This is a genomic window from Citrobacter sp. GW821-FHT07H02 (assembly GCF_059418505.1).
On record NZ_JBWKPZ010000005.1, the window covers coordinates 172450 to 192965 of the forward strand.

A 20516-nucleotide genomic window follows, 5' to 3' on the forward strand; every position below is an offset into this window, starting at 1 on the left:
TACCGCTAAGCAAAACGCCCTATTATGGTAGGAGTCATGACCAGCACACTCCGCCGAAGAGGATACATGGACAATAAAAACTATCAACAACTCACCCGCACCTTTTTGCGTTTATCCCGTTTTTCCCATCTCTCTGCCATCGCCAGTTGGGATATGTTTGCCATGATGCCTCCCGGAGGAAGCCGCGCCAGAGGCGAAGCGCTGGCAGAGCTGAGCGTTCTGGAGCATCAAATCATTACCGACCCCACCGTGGCACAGTGGATTGCCGCTGCCGGGCAAGAGGATCTCGACGAGATTGAACGCGTAAACCTTCGCGAAATGACACGCCTGCATCATCAGGCGTCACTGCTGCCTGAGTCGCTGGTTGAGGCTAAATCCCTGGCGGGAAGCCGCTGTGAACATGCCTGGCGCAGCCAGCGTCCGGCAAATGACTGGCAAGGGTTTTCAGAAAATCTCAAAGAGGTGGTGAAATACAGCCGAGAAGAGGCGCGCCTACGCGCGCAAGCCAAAGGCTGCACTCCCTACGATGCGCTACTGGATGTCTTTGAACCGGATATGACCAGCGCGCAACTGGATGTGCTGTTTGCGGATGTGAAAAGCTGGCTTCCCGACCTGCTGAATAAGGCGGTCGCCAAACAGTCTCAGCGCCCGCTAGTTGCGCCGGTGGGGCCATTCCCAACGTCGGTTCAGCGCGAACTGGGACTGGAAACCATGGCGTTGCTGGGTTTTGATTTCAACGGCGGACGTCTGGACATTAGCGCCCATCCTTTCTGCGGCGGCGTACCGGAAGATGTGCGGATCACTACGCGTTACGATGAAAACGAACTTCTCAGCGCGCTATTTGGCGTCATCCACGAGACAGGACACGCGCGCTACGAGCAAAACCTGCCGCGTAACTGGCCAGGACAGCCCATCGCACTCGCACGTTCGACCGCTATCCATGAGTCCCAGAGTCTGTTTTTTGAAATGCAGTTGGGTCGCAGTCAGGGATTCCTGAAGCAGCTGATCCCGGCGGTTAAACGCCACTTTGGCGATCAAGCCGCCTTTGATGAGGCGAACTTTATGGCCTGGAATCAGCAGGTGAAGCCTGGATTCATCCGCGTGGATGCCGATGAAGTCAGCTACCCTGCGCACGTGATTTTACGCTATGAAATTGAGCGGGCGCTGATCAACGGCGACATCGACGTTGACGACATACCGGCGCTGTGGAATGAGAAAATGCAGGCCTGGCTGGGACTGTCGACCGACGGTAATTATCGCGACGGGTGCATGCAGGATATTCACTGGACCGATGGCGGGTTTGGCTACTTCCCGTCCTATACGCTGGGGGCGATGTACGCCGCGCAGCTGTTCAGCGCCGCAAGCCGGGCGTTACCGAATCTGAACGCACACATCGCCGAAGGCGACTTCACCGCCCTGTTCGACTGGCTGCGGCAAAACATCTGGCAACACGGGAGCCGGTACACCACCGCGCAGCTCATTACCCAGGCAACCGGAGAACCCCTCAGCAGCCGGTACTTCCGCGAACACCTTGAATCGCGTTATTTGTCATTGCCTCGCTAAACCAGATTGCCCGATAGCGCAGGCTTATCGGGCTTCTCTACCGCTTATTCCCTATCTCGTACATATCGTTACACGCCGATACCAATGACTCACGGAAGCCCTGAATTTACAGCGATATAGTTATTTCAACGGCCCCGCAGTGGGGTTGAATGAAAAACCAAATCGAGGGTATTAGAATGAAAAAAGTATTAGCTCTGGTTGTTGCCGCTGCTATGGGTCTGTCTTCCGCTGCATTTGCTGCCGAAACCGCAACATCCACTACCGCTCCAGCGGTCACCAAATCGGCTTCCGCGACCACCACGCATCACAAAAAACATCACAAAGCCGCTACCCAAAAAGCGCCAGAACAGAAAGCGCAGGCCGCTAAAAAGCACACCAAAAAGTCTGCAACCAAACCGGCGGTAGAACAAAAAGCACCTGAGCAAAAAGCGCAGGCGGCTAAAAAACACACCAAAAAACCGGTAAAACACGAAGCAACTAAACCCGCCGCTCAACCGGCTGCGTAAGACGCCCCCAGGTTCAATGGCGCTCCCCCGCGCCATGACACACGGCGCTAAATTGTTCTGATTTAGCGCCGTCCTTTTGGAGGGTGCCAGGATGCCTCGTTACCGATTTGAGTTCATTCTTATCGCACTTATTTTATGTGCGCTTATCGCCACCCACTTTTATCTTTCCTGATGTAGTTATCTGATTTTACTCCCACTTTTCTGCCGTCCCGTCTATAGTATTTACTGAGGGTTTGCTTTTAATAATCATAATTACCCACACAGAGTGTGATATGCAGAAAACCATTGCTGTATTACTGGCTTCAGTTTGTCTTTCTCCTGTCGTGACTCATGCGGATGAGGTTGATACGACTGCCACGGATACCAGTGAAGTCAAAACACTATTTTTTGGTCAGGATGATCGCGTACAGGTCGCTGACCCAACCCAACCGCCCTGGGATGCGATTGGGCAACTGGAGACCGCCAGCGGTAACCTCTGCACCGCTACGCTCATCTCACCGCATCTGGCACTGACGGCGGGACACTGTTTACTGATCCCACCGAAAGGTAAGCCAGATAAAGCCGTCGCCTTACGTTTTGTGTCGAAAAAGGGACTCTGGCGCTACGAAATTCACGGGATTGAAGGACGGGTCGATCCCTCACTGGGTAAGCGGCTGAAACCGGACGGCGATGGCTGGATTGTTCCCCCTGCCGCGGCATCCTGGGACTTCGGCCTGGTGGTGTTACGCTACCCGCCCTCTGGCATTACGCCACTGCCCTTATTTGAAGGTGATAAAGCGGCGTTAACCGCAGCGCTTAAAACCACCGAACGTAAAGTGACGCAGTCGGGATATCCGGAAGATCATATTGACGCGCTGTATACACACCAGGATTGTCTGGTCACCGGTTGGGCACAAACGTCGGTCCTCTCTCACCAGTGCGACACGTTGCCTGGCGACAGCGGATCGCCATTGATGCTGAAGACCGATGCGGGTTGGCAGTTGATTGGCGTGCAAAGCTCCGCCCCAGCGGCCAAAGATCGCTGGCGGGCAGATAACCGCGCGCTCTCCGTCACGGGGTTTCGTGACAAACTGGACGCGCTGGCCCAGCAATAACTTAGCAATGTCGTTGCTGGCGCAGCTGTAACAGTGATTCGATCGGCATCGGCTGGCTAAAATAGAAGCCCTGAAGCTGGTCACATCCGGCAAGACGCAGCAGCTTCATCTGTTTTTCTGTCTCCACGCCTTCAGCAATGACCGCCATCCCGAGCGCGCTGGCGATACGGATAGTGCCGCTCACCAGCGCTGACGCCTGATCGTCATCATCCACCAGCCCTGCCAGCGATTTATCGATCTTAATGGTGTCGAAGTTAAACCGGCGTAAATAACCGATGCTCGAATATCCGGTCCCGAAATCATCCAGCGCCACCGCAGTACCCAGCGATTTTAAATTTGCGATCGCGGCGCGCGCCCTTTCCGGGCTTTCCAGCACATAGGTTTCGGTCACTTCCAGCTGTAAACGTCCCGCCGGAAACCCGGTTTCCTGCAGCACACCCGCCACTTTGTTCTCAAAATCCGGGTCGCGGAACTGGGCGGGAGAAATATTCACCGACAGTTTAAGGTCGCTCAGCGGCTGGAGATCAAAACAGGCGCGGCGCAATACAAACTGGCCGAGCCGGTAGATCAACCCGCTGGTCTCGGCAATGCGGATAAACTCATCCGGTTTTAATGCACCAGCGGGTCGCCGATGCCAGCGAGCCAGCGCCTCCACGCCAATCATTTTTTGCGATCGGGCATCAACAATAGGCTGATACCAGACATCGAACTCTTCTCTTTCCAGGCCGAGGCGAATGTCATTTTCGATGACGATTTCCCGTTCCCGAACGCTGTTTAATTCAGAATCGTAATGCGTAATTCGCCCTTTGCCGGTACTTTTGGAGTGATACATCGCAATATCCGCCCGGCGGAATAGTTCTGAACTGGTAATCTCCACCAACGAGCCACTCGCAATACCAATGCTGGCGCCAATGTGGATAGTTCTTTCTCCCAGGCTAATGGGCGTATTGAGATAATCCAGAACACTGCCCGCAAATGCCGCTGCGCTTTCTTCCGCGCGCGCGCCGCCAACCATCATGGCAAATTCATCCCCGCCCATGCGTGCCAGCATCCCTTCCGGAGGAATTTTATCTCTCAGCGTTTGGGCAATGGTGACTATCAGCTGATCGCCCACGTGATGACCGTAAATGTCATTGACGTCTTTAAACCCATCCAGGTCGATAAAGACCACGCTTTTCGTTCCCGGCTCGCCGCTTAACCTGGAGTGTTCCAGCTTTTCAATTAACGCGCGGCGGTTTGGCAAATGACTTAACCAGTCAATACGCGCGATGCGTCTTGCCTGTTGCTCACCTTTTGCCAGTTTATAGAGTCCAACGCTGCTCAACAGAATAAAGAGCAGAATTAACGCCGCGGCGAGTAAGACGATCTGCGTAATATCGGTTGAAGCAGCCTGCGCCGCCTGGACACCGGGCAGACGCGCCTGCCAGCTAAGATAACCAAGCAACTCTCCGGCCGAACTTTTCAGTGGTACGCTGGGACCAGCCGAGGGTTCAGCAGTATAGGTGAGGTCTTCTATCTGAAAGGTTCTACCCAGTCCACTCAGGATCTCTGGATTGAGATGGCGGGTAATGACCAGGTAACGACGTGCGCTTCCCTGAACGGGAAACCCATCCGTCATCGGGCGGATCAACCCGATACCGACAAAAGCGACACCTTCCCGGGTGCGGGTTATTCCGGCGTAAATGTTTTTTTCGCTGGCGAGAGGCTGAGCATGCTGGTCGATCAAGAACTGCATACCCCGACCAAAAAAACGGAGGTTATCTTCCGTAAACGGCTTACCGTGAAATGCGCCCCACAAAACGTGAAAGTGCTCGTCGAGAATAAACGTGCCGTCATACAGGTTATTGATCTTAAGACCTGAACCCCAGGTTTTAGATAACCATGCGGTGTCTAACGTGGGTCGATAAGCCTCTTTGACCGCCTCGTCCCAGACGGCATTGTCCAGCACCAGCGACCATACGCGATTCACCGAGGTTTGCACCGCCCCTTGTACCGACAGCGCCGTGCGGCGGTCGTCAATTTCGTTGGTTTTGGTGGTGATCAGATGAAGGGAAAGATAAAGCAGAGCCACGACCGAGATTATCAGACCTATCCCGGCCATAAAAATCATAACAAACAGCGTTTTTGCTGTAGGAATATTACGCCAGTGCAACAAATTTGCCATCCGGATCCCTCGCCCGTCGCCTGACTAATTGTATTATTTATAGCGTACTACAGCCGGAGAATTTCGCTGCCTGATTCTTTCAGGCAGCGATCACATCAGGCGAGTTTTATCATTATCATACCGGCCAACAGCAACACCACACCTACCCAGCCTTTGTTATTCAGACGTTGACCAAAAAGCACCCAACCCGCTGCCAGCGTGGCGGCAATACCAAACCCGCCCCACAACGCGTACGCCACGGAAAGGTCGATACCTTCTACGGCCTGAGACAGCGCACTAAACGCGGCCAGGACGGCGGCGAGAGACAACACACCGTAAATTTTACGCCGAAAACCGTCAGAGAATTTGAGAAAGACGTTAGCGACAATTTCCAGCACGATGGCGGCCGCCAGCCAGGCGCCGTGTACCCATTCAAACTGTTGCATGCGTCGCCCCTTTCACCGTTTTCACCGTTTTGGCGGGCTTTCGCGTACCGGATTTAATCAGCACAATGCCGAGCACCAGGGTCGCCAGCCCCGCGATTTTCATCGTTGACAACGCTTCATCAAATAACAGCACACTAAACAACGTAATAAATAAAATACCGATCCCTTCCCACAAGGCATAGGCGACGCCAAGGGCTATTTTTTTAACCGCAAACGAGAGTAAAATATACGAGAGGGTGATCATTACCAGCATCAAAATAAAACCCGTGTTGCCATCGCTAACACTAGCCCATTTCATCGACAACGTTCCGGTAATTTCGGTCGCAATTGCCAGCGCTAATAAAATCCAGTAAAACATGATACTTCTCCTGCTTGAGAATATAGTCCTGCGGATCTGCTGCATGCAGCAAACCAAAAATAAAATCAGATAGCTCAGCGCGTCGCGCCAGCTCAGGCAGAAGAAAGGGACTAAAGCGCGTTGCGCCAGAGCTGCTCACCAGCAAGCAGGAAGGTAGAAGAAGTACGAAGGTGTGTCGATGTAGAAAAAAACGTTCTGAACAAATTGTCCATAATATTACAATTATCCGCAGTGTTGCTTCTCGTCATCGCGGATGATAATTGTCCTCGGTAGTTAAACACGCCTGATTTGTACCACAGCTACAGATTTAACTCAAAACCTTTTCACTTCTTTACCTCAACAGTCTGATTTTTGGTAGCGCACTTCGACACAAATCACATTATTATAAACACCAGGAAGCAGAATTCAGGAATTACCATGGCAAAACCAATTATCACGCTCAATGGTCTAAAAATAGTGATTATGCTGGGAATGTTAGTCATCATTCTCGCGGGAATTCGTATTGCGGCGGATATCATTGTCCCCTTTATTTTAGCGTTATTTATTGCCGTTATTTTAAACCCGGTGGTACAACGGATGGTCAAATTTCGCATCCCCCGCGTACTGGCGGTGTCATTACTGGTCGTCATCATTGTGATGGCGATGGTGCTCCTGCTGGCGTATCTGGGAACCTCACTCAATGAGCTCGCACGAACGCTGCCGCAGTACCGCTCATCGCTGATTATCCCCCTGAAAAGCATTGAACCGTGGCTACAACGCGCAGGAATTGGCGTGTCTGTGGATGAACTGGCGAAATATATTAATCCTAACGCGGCCATGACGCTGGTCACTAACCTGCTGACCCAACTCTCTAACGCCATGTCGTCTATCTTTTTACTCCTGTTAACCGTCGTCTTTATGCTACTGGAAGTGCCACAGCTGCCCGGCAAGCTAAAACAGATGATGGCCAACCCTGCAGAAGGCATGGCAGCCATTCAGCGCGCAATTGACAGCGTTTCGCATTATCTGGTGCTGAAGACCGCCATCAGCATTGTCACGGGTCTGGTCGCCTGGGGAATGTTGGCGGCACTGGAAGTACGTTTCGCTTTCGTCTGGGGGCTACTGGCGTTTGCGCTGAACTATATCCCTAATATTGGCTCCGTACTGGCGGCAATTCCCCCTATCGCCCAGGTACTGGTGTTCAGCGGATTTTACGACGCTCTTGTCGTGCTGGCGGGATATCTGGCGATCAACCTCGTGTTCGGTAACATCCTCGAACCCCGGATCATGGGGCGTGGATTAGGCCTTTCGACGCTGGTGGTTTTTCTCTCATTGATTTTCTGGGGATGGCTGCTCGGTCCCATTGGTATGTTGCTTTCGGTGCCGCTGACCATCGTCGTTAAAATCGCCCTTGAGCAGACAACGGGCGGTCAGAGCATTGCGGTTTTGCTTAGCGACCTCAACAAAGCCTGATATAAAAACGGCCTCCGCAGAGGCCGTTCACATCATTGCCGGATGGCAGCTATCTTTAAAGCGCTTTCAGAATGGCATCCACGCTGGCTTTAGCATCACCAAACAGCATGTGGGTGTTTTCTTTAAAGAACAGCGGGTTCTGCACGCCTGCGTAGCCGGTGTTCATGGAGCGTTTAAAGACGATAACGTTCTGTGCTTTCCACACTTCCAGCACGGGCATACCGGCGATCGGGCTACGCGGATCGTCGAGCGCCGCCGGATTAACGGTGTCGTTCGCGCCAATCACCAGCACGGTGTCGGTGTCGGTGAAATCGTCGTTGATCTCATCCATTTCCAGCACGATGTCGTACGGCACCTTCGCTTCTGCCAGCAGCACGTTCATGTGGCCTGGTAAACGCCCTGCCACCGGGTGAATACCGAAACGCACTTTGATACCGCGTGCGCGCAGCTTCTCGGTGATTTCCGCCACCGGATACTGTGCCTGCGCCACCGCCATGCCGTAGCCTGGGGTGATGATCACCGAGTGGGAGTTTTTCAGCATGTCAGCGGTGTCTTCCGCATTGATTTCGCGGTGTTCACCCACTTCTTCATCATCCCCGGTTGAAGAGCCGTCAGTACCGAAGCCACCGGCAATCACGCTGATAAACGAGCGGTTCATCGCCTTACACATAATGTAAGACAGAATCGCACCCGAAGAACCGACCAGCGCGCCGGTCACAATCAGCAAATCGTTACTCAACATAAAGCCCGCCGCCGCCGCCGCCCATCCTGAGTAGGAGTTCAGCATGGAAACCACCACCGGCATGTCTGCGCCGCCGATCGACGCCACTAAGTGCCAACCGAATGCGAGAGCAATAATGGTCATCACCAACAGGGCGAGAACCTGCAGGCCGACGCTTTCAGTACGGACAAAGAGCACCATCAGCAGGAAGGAGACCACCAGCGCCGCCAGGTTCATTTTGTGGCGGTTCGGTAACATCAGCGGTTTGGAAGAGATCTTCCCACGCAATTTGCCAAACGCGACAACAGAACCGGTAAAGGTGACCGCACCAATGAAGATACCGAGGAACACTTCCGTCAGGTGAATGTTCACCAGAATCGGCTCCAGACCGGCTTCGTGGTACAGGTAGCTGTTGAAACCTACCAGTACGGCAGCCAGACCGACGAAGCTGTGCAGGATCGCCACCAGCTCCGGCATTTCGGTCATTTCAACTTTCTTCGCCAGACGAATACCAATCGCGCCGCCGATGATCATCGCCACCAGAATCCAGGCAACGTTGCCGGTATCCGGGCCAAAAATCGTGGCAATCAGCGCAATCGCCATCCCGGCGATACCAAAGTTATTACCCTGCTGGGAGGTTTCATGTTTCGAAAGCCCCGCCAGACTGAAAATAAACAGGATCGCGGCAACAATGTATGCAGCTGTAACTAATCCTCCAGACATGTGTTACCCCTTAGTTTTTCCGGAACATTTTCAGCATGCGCTGAGTTACGGTGAAGCCACCGAAAATATTAATACTGGCGATAAGCACCGCAACAAAGCTCAGGAAGCTCACCCAGCCGCCCTGGCCGATTTGCAATAATGCCCCCACCACAATGATCCCCGAGATGGCGTTAGTGACCGACATCAATGGGGTATGCAGCGCATGCGAGACGTTCCACACCACGTAATATCCCACCACGCAGGAAAGCGCGAACACCGTAAAGTGACCGAGGAACTCTTTCGGCGCCACATCCGCCAGCCAGCCGAAAAGGATGATTGCCAGGGCCATAAAAGCGAATTTACGCCACGGCGAAGCCGGTTTTGCGGGTTCTTCCGGCGCAGGGGCCGCTTTTGCCGCAGCCTGCGGTTGGGCAGAAACCTGGATCGGCGGTGCCGGCCAGGTGACTTCTCCGTCGCGCACCACCGTGACGCCACGAATGACCACATCGTCGAAATCAACGGTGACATTGCCGTCTTTTTCTTTACATAACAGTTTGAGCAGATTGACAAGGTTAGTGCCATACAGCTGGGAAGACTGCGTCGGCAGACGGCCCGGCAGGTCGGTATAACCAATCACTTTCACGCCATTTTCGGTGGTCGTGATCTGGTTTGGCACGGTGTATTCACAGTTGCCGCCGTTTTGGGCGGCCAGATCGACAATCACACTGCCCGACTTCATGGAGTCAACCATTTCGCGGGTGATCAGTTTCGGCGCGGGTTTACCCGGAATAAGCGCCGTGGTGACGATAATGTCGACCTCTTTGGCCTGCGCCGCAAAGAGTGCCATTTCCGCTTTGATAAACGCTTCAGACATGACTTTGGCGTAGCCATCGCCGCTACCTGCATCCTCTTTAAAATCCAGCTCGAGGAATTCAGCGCCCATACTCTGGACCTGCTCTTTGACCTCCGGACGGGTATCGAATGCGCGAACGATCGCCCCAAGACTGTTTGCCGCACCAATCGCCGCAAGACCCGCGACGCCAGCGCCAATCACCATTACTTTTGCCGGAGGAACCTTACCCGCTGCGGTGATTTGACCAGTAAAGAAGCGACCAAATTCATGCGCGGCTTCAACGATAGCGCGATAACCGGCGATGTTCGCCATTGAGCTGAGGGCATCGAGAGACTGCGCGCGAGAGATACGCGGCACGGAATCCATTGCCATGACGGTGACATTGCGCTCGGCAAGTTTTTGCATTAATTCCGGGTTCTGCGCAGGCCAGATAAAACTGACCAGCGTAGTCCCGGCATTCAGCAACGGAATTTCTTCATCTTCTGGCGCATTGACCTTCAGGATTACCTCTGACTGCCAAACCGCATTTCCATCCACAATCTCAGCGCCTGCTTGCACAAACGCCTTGTCGTCAAAACTTGCCAGTTGACCAGCGCCGCTTTCGATCGCGACGGTAAAACCCAGTTTCAGCAGCTGCTCAACCGTTTTCGGCGTCGCGGCGACACGGGTTTCATTGGTAAACCGCTCTTTTGGTATGCCAATTCGCATAATATTCCCTTCCATCGTTTTTTTTGATGATGGTTTGTCAGTGATCGCAAGATGCATACGCACACTTGCGGAAGAGGTAAGCTTTACCTCTGCAAAATAAAACAGTAACAAACTCTTTATAACCTACTGAAAATAGCGCCTGTGATCTAGCGCCAAAAAACAGTATTTATTGCTAAATTGGCAAAACATGAACGATTCAGCCTGCAGACAGGGATAATGACCTTGAAATAGCGCTCAAAGGCCGATAATCCGCTCAAGCGGAGCGGCAAAACATGATTTAGCGCCACCCATAAACATTCATTTAACATTAAATTAACTTATGCAATTCATAGACTTCATTAGATTTGGCGCTTAAAAGCCTGTTTTTTAGACATATCAGGCAATGTGATCGGCTTTGTAATGTCACGTGACACGATGAGTGAAAAATGACGCAGACATTCACAGGAATTAAATGCAATAATCAGCCACGTTTCTAGTCAATAACAATACCAGTACCTGGTTTGCGCAAGGCGAAGGATTATTTTTATGAAGCTTAAGAACACTCTCCTGGCGTCCGCACTTCTTTCTGCGACTGCTTTTTCTGTAAATGCAGCGACAGAACTGACGCCGGAGCAAGCGGTAGCACTGAAACCTTATGACCGTATCGTGGTCACCGGTCGTTTTAATGCCATTAGCGATGCGGTGAATGCTGCATCCCGCCGTGCAGATAAAGAAGGTGCAGCCTCTTTTTATGTTGTTGATACATCTGACTATGGCAGTGGCGGTAACTGGCGCGTCGTAGCCGACCTCTATAAAGCCGATGCTGAAAAAGCGGAAGCCTCCAAAAATCGCGTGATTAACGGCATTGTAGAATTACCAAAAGATCAGGCCGTTGCGCTGGAACCGTATGACACCGTGACGGTGCAAGGTTTCTTCCGTAACCAACCGGAAGTCAATGACGCGATCACAAAAGCGGCAAAACAGAAAGACGCTTACGCCTTCTTTATCGTTCGCCAGATTGACGCCAACCAGGGCGGCAATCAGCGTATCACCGCGTTCCTCTACAAAGCGGATGCGAAAAAACGTGTGATTCAGAGCACTGACGTGATTCCGGCTGATTCCGAAGCGGGACGCGCGGCACTGGCCGAGGGCGGTGAAGCGGCGAAGAAAGTTGAAATCCCGGGCGTTGCAGCAACCGCTGCGCCAAGCGCTGATGTGGGTCGCTTCTTCGAAACGCAATCGACCAAAGGCGGACGTTACACTGTCACGCTCCCGGACGGAACGAAAGTCGAAGAGCTGAACAAAGCAACGGCCGCTATGATGGTGCCTTTCGACAGCATCAAGTTCACGGGCAACTACGGCAACATGACGGAAGTCTCGTATCAGGTTGCTAAACGTGCCGCGAAAAAAGGTGCCAAGTACTACCACATCACTCGCCAGTGGCAAGAGCGTGGTAACAACATGACCATCAGCGCCGATCTGTATAAATAAGGTGCATCAGTAGCAAAATAAGGCGGCTTTTTGCCGCCTTTAGTATTTTTAATCATAAATCTTCCCATGATTATTGCATGCGCTCTCTTCTCTCCGTAAAATCCCGCGCCTTGAGATGCTTTCGCTATTTTTATGCATTTTGGCAAAATAATTATTCTCCCACTCTCGTTTTTACAACTGGATATCGATGGAAAAGAAACTGGGTCTGAGCGCGCTCACCGCGCTGGTACTAAGCTCAATGCTTGGCGCAGGTGTTTTCAGTCTGCCGCAAAACATGGCGGCAGTTGCCAGCCCGGCGGCATTATTGATTGGTTGGGGTATCACCGGCGCAGGCATTTTACTGCTGGCCTTTGCCATGCTGATCCTGACGCGTATTCGCCCCGACCTGGATGGCGGGATCTTCACCTACGCGCGTGAAGGCTTTGGCGAGCTGATTGGCTTCTGCTCCGCGTGGGGATACTGGTTATGCGCCGTTATCGCCAACGTCTCCTATCTGGTGATTGTCTTTTCGGCCCTCAGCTTCTTCACCGATACGCCTGAGCTGCGTCTTTTTGGCGACGGCAATACCTGGCAGTCAATCATCGGCGCATCCGTGCTGCTGTGGGTGGTTCACTTTCTTGTGCTGCGCGGCGTGCAAACGGCGGCAAGCATTAATCTGGTCGCCACACTGGCAAAACTCCTGCCGCTCGGACTGTTTGTCATCCTGGCGTTCATGTTGTTTAAGCTCGATACCTTCCGTCTCGATTTTACCGGTCTGGCATTGGGCGTCCCGGTCTGGGAGCAGGTGAAAAACACCATGCTGATCACGCTCTGGGTGTTTATCGGCGTGGAAGGTGCGGTCGTTGTTTCCGCGCGCGCCAGAAACAAACGCGACGTTGGACGCGCCACGCTGCTGGCTGTCATCTCCGCGTTGGGCGTTTATCTTCTGGTAACCCTGCTCTCTCTCGGCGTGGTTGCCCGTCCGGAACTGGCGGAGATTCGCAACCCGTCCATGGCCGGTCTGATGGTCAAAATGATGGGACCGTGGGGCGAAATCATTATCGCCGCGGGGCTGATTGTCTCGGTGTGCGGAGCGTACCTGAGCTGGACAATTATGGCGGCAGAAGTGCCATTCCTGGCCTCAACGCACAAAGCGTTCCCGCGTATCTTCGCGCGCCAGAACGCTCAGGGCGCCCCGTCAGCGTCACTGTGGTTAACCAATATCTCAGTTCAGGTTTGTCTGGTTCTGATTTGGCTCACCGGTTCCGATTACAACACGCTGCTGACCATTGCCTCTGAGATGATTTTGGTGCCTTATTTTCTGGTCGGTGCCTTCTTGTTGAAGATTGCCACGCGTCCTCTTCACCAGGCCGTGGGTGTCGGTGCCTGTATTTATGGTTTATGGTTGTTGTACGCGTCCGGCCCCATGCATCTGTTATTGTCGGTGGTGCTTTATGCGCCAGGACTGCTGGTTTTCCTCTATGCACGCAAAACACATACGCATGATAATGTGTTAAACCGTCAGGAAATCGTCCTGATTGGCCTGCTGTTAATGGCTTCGGTTCCAGCGACGTGGATGTTGGTGGGGTAAGAATCGCCCCATCGTTTGATACCAAAAGGAGATTACGATGGGTAAGCATCCGTCCTTGCCAATTCTTATCACCGGTGGAGGCCGTCGTATCGGCCTCGCCCTCGCGTGGCACTTCCTGAATCAACAACAGCCGGTCATTGTGAGTTACAGGACGCGCTATCCTGCCATTGCGCTTTTAGAAAAGGCCGGTGCGGTTTGCATTCAGGCCGATTTTTCAACCGATGAGCGCGTGCTGAGCTTTGCTGAAGAGGTCAAAGCACAGACTGACGGATTGCGCGCGATTCTGCATAATGCCAGCGCCTGGATGCCAGAAACGCCCGATACGCCGCTCTGTGATGTGTTGTCATCAATGCTGCAGATCCACGTCAATACCCCCTACCTGCTCAACCACGCGTTAGAAAGTCTGTTAGTCGGTCGCGGACATGCCGCAAGCGACATTATTCACTTCACCGATTACGTTGTAGAGCGCGGCAGCGACAAACACATTGCCTATGCGGCCAGTAAAGCTGCACTGGACAACATGACCCGCTCATTCGCCCGAAAACTGGCCCCGGACGTCAAGGTTAACGCCATTGCCCCTTCACTCATTTTATTCAATGAAGGCGATGATGCTGAGTACCGCGAGCAGGCGCTGAATAAATCGCTGATGAAAACAGCGCCAGGTGAAAAAGAGGTCATCGACGTCGTTGATTACCTGCTCACCAGCGGCTTTGTGACGGGACGTAGTTTTGCCGTTGATGGTGGTCGCCACTTACGTTAATGCAATTTGATCCAACAGACGATCAGCAGCCAGGCGCTTACCCCCCAGCATACGACCGAGCCACCAAGGGCGACCGGTAAGCGCATAAAGCCGGTGAAGTACCACAATGAAACCAGATACACAAAATAGGGAATGATCGACCACATACTAAACACGATGGTCGTGCGTAACGCCTCTACCCCGCGCTCACTGGCCACAATATAGTGTGCAATAAGCGCAAACGTGGGAAACAGAGGGATTAACCCGGCGATATAATAATTTTTTGTTTTTGCCAGCACACCGATCAGCACCACCACCAGCGCACCCAGCGCGGCTTTTATAACGAGTCCCATTCCTCTGTCTTAACACATCGATAACATCAGTCTCTAGCATAACGGAAGCGATCTCGTTTAGAAAAGATTAATAGCAGCAAAAACAGCGGCGGTGTATGTTGTCGTTTTATATTCATAATGAATGATATGAACACCATCGTATTTGTCGAAGATGAACCCGAAGTCGGCTCGCTGATTGCCGCCTACCTGGCCCGGCATGATATTGAGGTCGTGGTTGAGCCTCGGGGCGACCGGGCTGAAGAGGTTATTCTGCGAACACAACCCGATCTGGTGTTGTTGGATATCATGCTGCCGGGCAAAGACGGCATGAGCATTTGCCGCGACCTGCGCGAGCGCTGGCATGGCCCCATCGTTCTGCTCACCTCGCTGGATAGCGATATGAATCATATCCTGGCGCTGGAAATGGGCGCCTGCGACTACATTCTGAAGACTACGCCGCCTGCCGTGCTGCTGGCACGCCTGCGTTTGCATCTACGTCAGAGCGAACAGTCAGCCCATACGAAAGGCATCCAGGACGCCATCGTCGCACCGCATAAAACGCTACGGTTTGGCACGCTCGCCATCGACCCCATTAACCGTACGGTGGTGTTATCAGGTGAGCCGGTTTCACTTTCCACAGCAGACTTTGAGCTTCTTTGGGAACTGGCAACGCATGCCGGAAAAATAATGGATCGCGATGCGTTGCTGAAAAACTTGCGGGGCGTAAGTTATGACGGGCTGGATCGCAGTGTGGACGTGGCGATTTCCCGTCTGCGGAAAAAATTGCAGGATAGCGCCACCGAGCCTTACCGAATTAAAACGGTTCGCAACAAAGGATATTTGTTTGCTCCCCATGCCTGGGAAGATGCGCAGCATGATTGATCGTTACAACGTCACATCTGGACCAAAGAAGGCTTTCTGATTGTGACGTCAGTTGCTCCCCCCTTCTACACTCGACCGTCTGCGATGAGCGGACGTTAACCTCACGCGGATATCATCCGTTTGTCGGGGGCTGTTTAAACGGGAATGGCCTGGATTACAGGAACACTTAGATTTTAAGTGCAGCAAGGATTGCGGCTTCCATTTTCTCTGGGGTGGTGAACGGTGCAAAACGCTTGATCGGTTTGCCGTCGCGCCCGATCAGGAACTTAGTGAAGTTCCACTTGATTCGCCCACCCAGCACACCGGGCAATTCTGCTTTCAGGTAACAAAACACCGGGTGCGTAGCGGCGCCGTTGACCTCCACTTTCTCGAACATCGGGAAGCTCACACCGTAGTTGATGTAACAGGTCTGAGCGATTTCGTCGGCGCCGCCGGGTTCCTGCTTACCGAACTGGTTGCAGGGGAAACCAAGCACTACCAGCCCCTGGTCGGCGTACTTCTTGTAGAGCGCTTCAAGTCCTGCATATTGTGGCGTGAAGCCACAATGACTGGCAGTATTAACCACCAGAACCAGTTTGCCAGCATAGTCGGCCATAGAGATGACCTGGCCACGCAGGCTGATGGCCGTCAGTTGATGAAAAGTAGTCATGTCGGAATCCTCAAAGCAGTGGCGATTTAGTAATACACAGTCGCAAATTAATTACGTTTAGATTGAGACAAAGTTTGATAAATTTTCCCTGCAAAATAAACCGTTGTAATAGCGAGAATGATGGAGAGGATACCCATAAATATCATCACTGATAGAAGAGGATTTATTACGCCACCAAAACTTGTTACATACCCCAACCAGGAAAGATGTTCGGGACTAAGTATACGAAAAATGAACTCAGGAATTATTAGAAAAAAAATAATAACAGTCGCGATGTAAATGAATGCCTTCCGTTTTTTTCCCGCCATCCTACTTGCCCTCGTCATCAGTATTGAACAATTATGAGGCAAAAATGATACAGCATGGAGTAATAAAATGTCACAGACCTATTTTTAACTACAGATGCAGTCCAAAAGACAATTAGCAATAGACCTCACAAACTCTCTACGCAGCATCCACGGAAATCTGATATCCACAATCAACAGCGCTAAAATGGGCACATAACGCCTGATAAACTATGGTTCCTGCGTTACTGTCGATATGGTTTCCATTTATTTTAAGAAAAATCTTAAAAGAATCGATAACAACAAAGCTAATGATCTCGTGTCATTCCTACACGAAAAACTAGGGTTTGCAGCTAACAAAGCGGCTGGCAAAGTTAGCAACATGTCACTGGCAATAACTATTGCAAAATTAATTATTAGCTCAGGTAACTTTAAGGAAACTCATATCAACATGGTTAATAAGTTTGCGTCATGGTTTATTAGTGGCGCATCAATATATGGCAATGCTCAATTAGCTTCCTCAGCAGCAAATAAGTTAAAATTCCAGGACTCCGAGTATTATAATTTACTTTATAAAGAAAATTTAGAAATGCTTTACTTCACAATTGAACCGTTCATGACAAAGATAATTTATCAAATAGAGTCAGGAGATAACAGGCCTGAAATTATAGCCGATGCTTTGTATGAGATACTGAAAAAATGAAGAAACTGATTCTATGGCTATTGCAGTCTCATTTTTACCTCGTGCCAGTCATAGTGAGTGTGATTGGTGCTTATTTCATTGTTCGTTTCATTCCGTTTTACCCAGGGGTTTTCGTTGTACTTTGGGTTATTATTGTTGCTTACCTATATGTAAGATACAGCAAATGGGTTTAGCCCTTTTAATCAGAACAGATAGTCGGCCTTGGGCGAGGAGCGGACGTCGCTGTCTGTTCACTGAACCAATTCGGTAATTGCCAGCTCAGCAACTTCTAATGTAGTGGATGCTGTATCATTGCTGTCGAGTGACACTGTTGATGAGAGACCGCTCCACGCAATTATCCATTTGAGTTGACGCTCTCTATCCAGACCAGACATTTCTGGTAACAAATCTCAGTCGTTGTTTAAATATACTTGGCACAGTGGACTGGTTAGCTTTCTCAAAGCTTAAATTTTTAGTTCCCTATGTCACGCGGTTTTGCTTGTTGCCGGATTTCAACTCTTGAACAAACATCAGTGCTATTGCCCGTAAATTCAACACAACGCGCCAAACAAATTTGCGAGTCAAGGCGTAGTGGCTAATTCTGATACGCGAAGGGGTTTACATAACCAGGCTGTCAGCGCGCAGGCTGTGAGAACAAGCCCTAACTGTTGTACCAGACCAGCGACTCCCAGCATCACACCTAGCAGTAAATAGTAGGTCAATCCGAATAATGCTCCGGCAGTTCCCGCTTGCTCCCGATAGTGACGTAGAGCATTGCTCAGTATATTAGGTATCGCAATCCCATAGGCGACGACAACTCCGGTAACAGGCATTAAAATCCACGGCGAATTCTGTAAGCTCCATGCGACAAGACTGGATAACAGGGCCAAACTACAAGCATGACGAACCAATTGCGCAGGTTCCAGGCCTGTGACCAGTAACTTCCGGTTCAGAAGACTTCCAGATAGCGAGGCAATCGCCAGTAGTAATCCCGTCCACCCAAATGCTCTGGCTCCCCAATCCAACTGCTCGAAAAGAAACGGTGCCAGGCTGTAATAACTGAAGATCATTGCATTGAACAGTGAAACCAGCATTGCATTTCGCCAAAGCGAACTGTCACACGCCATGCGGACAGCCAGACAGCCCATACGAGGTGTTATTGTATTTAACGGCCGTGTTTCCGGCAGCATAAAGGCAGTAAGTACCAGCAGCAATATCGCCAGCAACGACAGTGCAATAAATACCCCAATATGACCGTAAATACTCACAATCCAGCCCCCGCTCACCAAACCAAACACCGGACTGACTGCCAGTGCAGCCCCCATGATAGAAAATACGCGAGCCAGGTTCGTGGATTCATAACTGTCCCGTAACATAGTCTGCACCACGACAGATCCTGCAGCAGCACCCAGAGCTGACAACATGCGAGCCAATAACAACATATTAAAATTTGTAGCAACTATCGCCATCACGGCTCCTGACCCATAGCAGGTCAGGCCAAACATCATGGCAAGACGTCTACCAATGCGATCACTCAACCAACCCCATAGTGCTACACCAATAGCAAAGGCGACAAAGTAAACTGAAAGTGTCTGAGCGGTACGTTCACTGCTCACATTGAATGTAAGAGCAATGTTTGGTAACGCCGGGCTGTAGATCGTTTCCACGAGTTGCGGAAACATGATCAGCAGAGTTAACAACCACAGTGGTGGCCGGTTAATAGTATTCATAGCGATGCTTCAATAATGAGGGAATAGATACCATTATTGCGGAAAGGAAGTGGTCACATTACAATCATAAGGACTAAATATATAAAATATCGGACAAATGGCTAAAATTAATCCGGATCAATTTTTTGACGCAGATAGCTTCGATACCCCAGTAATAGGTATTGCAGCCGATCTGGGGCTGCATGATTCTGGTCGACACAGCCACCGTCGCCATCAATTGCTATTTTCTGCTGCGGGTTGTATCACTATTGAGCTGGAAAAAACCTTATGCCTACTTCCACCGCGTCGTGCTGCCTGGATCCCCGCAGGCACTGTTCATCGTGCCATGATGCGTGGCGTTATGGCTTACCGCTCTCTGTATTTTTCAACTACGCTGCCATTTCCTGATATGCCATTACAGGTTGTAGCGGTAAATCCTCTCTTTTACGAAGTCATTGAACGGATGGCATTTTGGTCATGGGACATGCCTGCGAGTCAACAGACCAGCCTGATCACCGTATTTAGTGAAGAGCTACACACAGCGCGTAGTGAGAACTGGAGATTACAGTTTCCCTCAGATCCGCGTCTGTGCTCATGGCTGGACAGCGTGCGCAGGGGCGAATTACCTCCACGACTGAGCCAACTGGCGCATCGAGTTGGTGCATGCGAGCGCACGATTAGTCGAATTTTTATCAGAGATACGGGGATGAATTATCAGAGCTGGCGACAACAATGGCGATTGCTGAAGGCAATGGAATTGGTTGCTGATGGAGCTAATATAAATCAAATTGCGCAGCAACTGGAATTTGTCAGCGACAGTGCATTCATCGCATTTTTCCGTCAGCATACAGGTATAACACCAAAACATTATTCAAATAAGGCGCGAACCGGAGGTGAGTAGAACACGTTCAATATTAAATAATGACTCACTTCTATTTTACATTACGTACTTTCCATCTAAACAAGACCGTTTCGTTAAGAGGTAAGTACTGTCCGATTAAAAAGCGACCTTAGCGTGGAATATTTCTGTTTTCCTGGCAGCCCCAAAGGTAACGCCCGCTCCTGGCACTGAGCGGACTGGCATGTGGAACTGTAGGCCCGCTTTGAGCGAGGAGCGGAAGTTTGCAATCGCTCTCATTGCTGATGACTGCGGCACCCATGTCAGCCCAGGATATGTTGTCACTTACTCTATCCAAGGGACAGGTTCACCAATATATGTGTGTGTGCAGCAGCGGCAAGTTACCTTCACGTCTTTTCCCGTAATTGAAGGATCTACCTGTTGCAGAATTCCATTCTCATCAACAAACAGACCCGGATAAAAACTACTTTCGCCAATGCAGACTAAATCCCTTCGCTGATGCTCATGTAGCGCGACCAACCAGAATACTGATCTTACCCGCGAATAGTGGACACGCGACTAAGTGAGTAAACTCTCAATCAGAGGTGACTCATGACAAAACCAGTATCAACAAGTAAGAAGCCCCGCAAACAGCACACGCCTGAATTCCGCAACGAAGCCCTGAAGCTTGCGGAACGTATCGGTGTTGCTGCCGCTGCCCGGGAACTCAGTCTGTACGAATCCCAGCTCTATGCATGGCGCAGTAAGATTAACAATGCCCGCTGCTCTTCCGAACGTGAGCAGGAAATGTCTGT

The 20516-nt window shown here is 51.2% G+C and carries 21 protein-coding genes and 1 pseudogene; 12 read left to right on the forward strand and 10 right to left on the reverse strand.

The genetic code is table 11. The features are described from left to right. Positions 1-66 precede the first annotated feature (66 nt). From AC07NP_RS08910 to AC07NP_RS08925, 4 genes are all read left to right on the forward strand, one after another. Positions 67-1563 (forward strand): carboxypeptidase M32, encoded by a 1497-nt coding sequence (locus AC07NP_RS08910; protein WP_494660207.1) that lies wholly within the window; start codon positions 67-69, stop codon positions 1561-1563. Positions 1564-1739: 176 nt separating this feature from the next. Further along, positions 1740-2069: an acid resistance repetitive basic protein Asr gene (gene asr, locus AC07NP_RS08915; RefSeq protein ID WP_494660208.1), complete on the forward strand. Its 330-nt coding sequence runs from the start codon at positions 1740-1742 to the stop codon at positions 2067-2069. 91 nt (positions 2070-2160) lie between these two features. Then, positions 2161-2241: a small membrane protein YdgU gene (gene ydgU, locus AC07NP_RS08920; protein ID WP_192614343.1), complete on the forward strand. Its 81-nt coding sequence runs from the start codon at positions 2161-2163 to the stop codon at positions 2239-2241. Between the two features lie 100 nt (positions 2242-2341). Next, positions 2342-3163: a trypsin-like serine peptidase gene (locus AC07NP_RS08925; RefSeq protein WP_494660209.1), complete on the forward strand. Its 822-nt coding sequence runs from the start codon at positions 2342-2344 to the stop codon at positions 3161-3163. Between the two features lies 1 nt (position 3164). Here the strand turns inward: AC07NP_RS08925 and AC07NP_RS08930 are convergent, their stop codons facing one another. The 4 genes from AC07NP_RS08930 to AC07NP_RS08945 form a co-directional block, all read right to left on the reverse strand. Beyond that, the gene (locus tag AC07NP_RS08930; protein WP_494660210.1) at positions 3165-5327 is read right to left on the reverse strand and encodes a putative bifunctional diguanylate cyclase/phosphodiesterase; all 2163 of its coding nucleotides are present in this window, start codon (positions 5325-5327) and stop codon (positions 3165-3167) included. Positions 5328-5422: 95 nt separating this feature from the next. Further along, positions 5423-5752 (reverse strand): multidrug/spermidine efflux SMR transporter subunit MdtI, encoded by a 330-nt coding sequence (gene mdtI, locus AC07NP_RS08935; protein WP_203357908.1) that lies wholly within the window; start codon positions 5750-5752, stop codon positions 5423-5425. Then, positions 5739-6110: a multidrug/spermidine efflux SMR transporter subunit MdtJ gene (gene mdtJ, locus AC07NP_RS08940; protein ID WP_494660211.1), complete on the reverse strand. Its 372-nt coding sequence runs from the start codon at positions 6108-6110 to the stop codon at positions 5739-5741. Before mdtJ ends, mdtI begins: the two co-directional genes overlap by 14 nt. Before the next feature lie 110 nt (positions 6111-6220). Beyond that, positions 6221-6391 carry a protein YdgV gene (locus tag AC07NP_RS08945; protein ID WP_456064468.1) on the reverse strand — a complete coding sequence of 57 codons (171 nt, stop codon included), beginning with the start codon at positions 6389-6391 and terminating at the stop codon, positions 6221-6223. 136 nt (positions 6392-6527) lie between these two features. Between AC07NP_RS08945 and AC07NP_RS08950 the strand changes: the two genes are divergently transcribed. Further along, entirely contained in the window at positions 6528-7562 is a 1035-nt protein-coding gene (locus AC07NP_RS08950) for an AI-2E family transporter (RefSeq protein WP_494660212.1), read from the forward strand. 55 nt (positions 7563-7617) lie between these two features. Here AC07NP_RS08950 and pntB read toward each other — a convergent pair whose 3' ends face one another. Next, positions 7618-9006: a Re/Si-specific NAD(P)(+) transhydrogenase subunit beta gene (gene pntB, locus AC07NP_RS08955; protein WP_203357910.1), complete on the reverse strand. Its 1389-nt coding sequence runs from the start codon at positions 9004-9006 to the stop codon at positions 7618-7620. 10 nt (positions 9007-9016) lie between these two features. Continuing rightward, complete coding sequence (gene pntA / locus AC07NP_RS08960; protein ID WP_494660213.1) at positions 9017-10546, reverse strand: Re/Si-specific NAD(P)(+) transhydrogenase subunit alpha; 1530 nt, start codon at positions 10544-10546, stop codon at positions 9017-9019. A 525-nt stretch (positions 10547-11071) separates the two neighbouring features. Here pntA and ydgH point away from each other — a divergent pair. The 3 genes from ydgH (at position 11072) to folM (ending at position 14346) form a co-directional block, all read left to right on the forward strand. Beyond that, positions 11072-12016, forward strand: coding sequence for a DUF1471 family protein YdgH (gene ydgH / locus AC07NP_RS08965; RefSeq protein WP_494660214.1), 945 nt, complete (start codon positions 11072-11074; stop codon positions 12014-12016). 187 nt (positions 12017-12203) lie between these two features. Continuing rightward, on the forward strand, positions 12204-13586 hold the full coding sequence (locus tag AC07NP_RS08970; protein WP_203357912.1) for an amino acid permease: 1383 nt from the start codon (positions 12204-12206) through the stop codon (positions 13584-13586). A 37-nt stretch (positions 13587-13623) separates the two neighbouring features. Beyond that, a complete protein-coding gene (folM, locus tag AC07NP_RS08975; protein ID WP_494660215.1) occupies positions 13624-14346 on the forward strand; it encodes a dihydromonapterin reductase in 723 nt (240 codons plus the stop codon). Here folM and AC07NP_RS08980 read toward each other — a convergent pair. Further along, entirely contained in the window at positions 14343-14678 is a 336-nt protein-coding gene (locus AC07NP_RS08980; RefSeq protein ID WP_494660216.1) for a GlpM family protein, read from the reverse strand. The genes folM and AC07NP_RS08980 overlap by 4 nt on opposite strands. A gap of 126 nt (positions 14679-14804) precedes the next feature. Here AC07NP_RS08980 and rstA point away from each other — a divergent pair, with 126 nt between their 5' ends. After that, positions 14805-15539, forward strand: a complete 735-nt coding sequence (rstA, locus tag AC07NP_RS08985; protein WP_494660217.1) for a two-component system response regulator RstA — start codon at positions 14805-14807, stop codon at positions 15537-15539. 166 nt (positions 15540-15705) lie between these two features. On the opposite strand, the gene AC07NP_RS08990 is transcribed toward rstA, so the two are convergent. Then, complete coding sequence (locus AC07NP_RS08990; protein ID WP_494660218.1) at positions 15706-16188, reverse strand: glutathione peroxidase; 483 nt, start codon at positions 16186-16188, stop codon at positions 15706-15708. A gap of 603 nt (positions 16189-16791) precedes the next feature. Between AC07NP_RS08990 and AC07NP_RS08995 the strand changes: the two genes are divergently transcribed. Next, a complete protein-coding gene (locus AC07NP_RS08995; RefSeq protein ID WP_494660219.1) occupies positions 16792-17175 on the forward strand; it encodes a hypothetical protein in 384 nt (127 codons plus the stop codon). Positions 17176-17735: 560 nt separating this feature from the next. On the opposite strand, the gene AC07NP_RS09000 is transcribed toward AC07NP_RS08995, so the two are convergent. Continuing rightward, complete coding sequence (locus AC07NP_RS09000; protein ID WP_494660220.1) at positions 17736-18884, reverse strand: multidrug effflux MFS transporter; 1149 nt, start codon at positions 18882-18884, stop codon at positions 17736-17738. A gap of 97 nt (positions 18885-18981) precedes the next feature. On the opposite strand from AC07NP_RS09000, the gene AC07NP_RS09005 reads away from it, so the two are divergent. Beyond that, entirely contained in the window at positions 18982-19764 is a 783-nt protein-coding gene (locus AC07NP_RS09005; RefSeq protein WP_494660221.1) for an AraC family transcriptional regulator, read from the forward strand. Between the two features lie 282 nt (positions 19765-20046). Here AC07NP_RS09005 and AC07NP_RS09010 read toward each other — a convergent pair. Then, a pseudogene (locus AC07NP_RS09010) lies at positions 20047-20250 on the reverse strand (hypothetical protein); the annotation flags it as partial. 63 nt (positions 20251-20313) lie between these two features. On the opposite strand from AC07NP_RS09010, the gene AC07NP_RS09015 reads away from it, so the two are divergent. Continuing rightward, the coding region (locus AC07NP_RS09015) for a transposase (protein WP_494660222.1) at positions 20314-20516 on the forward strand (203 nt) is incomplete at its 3' end.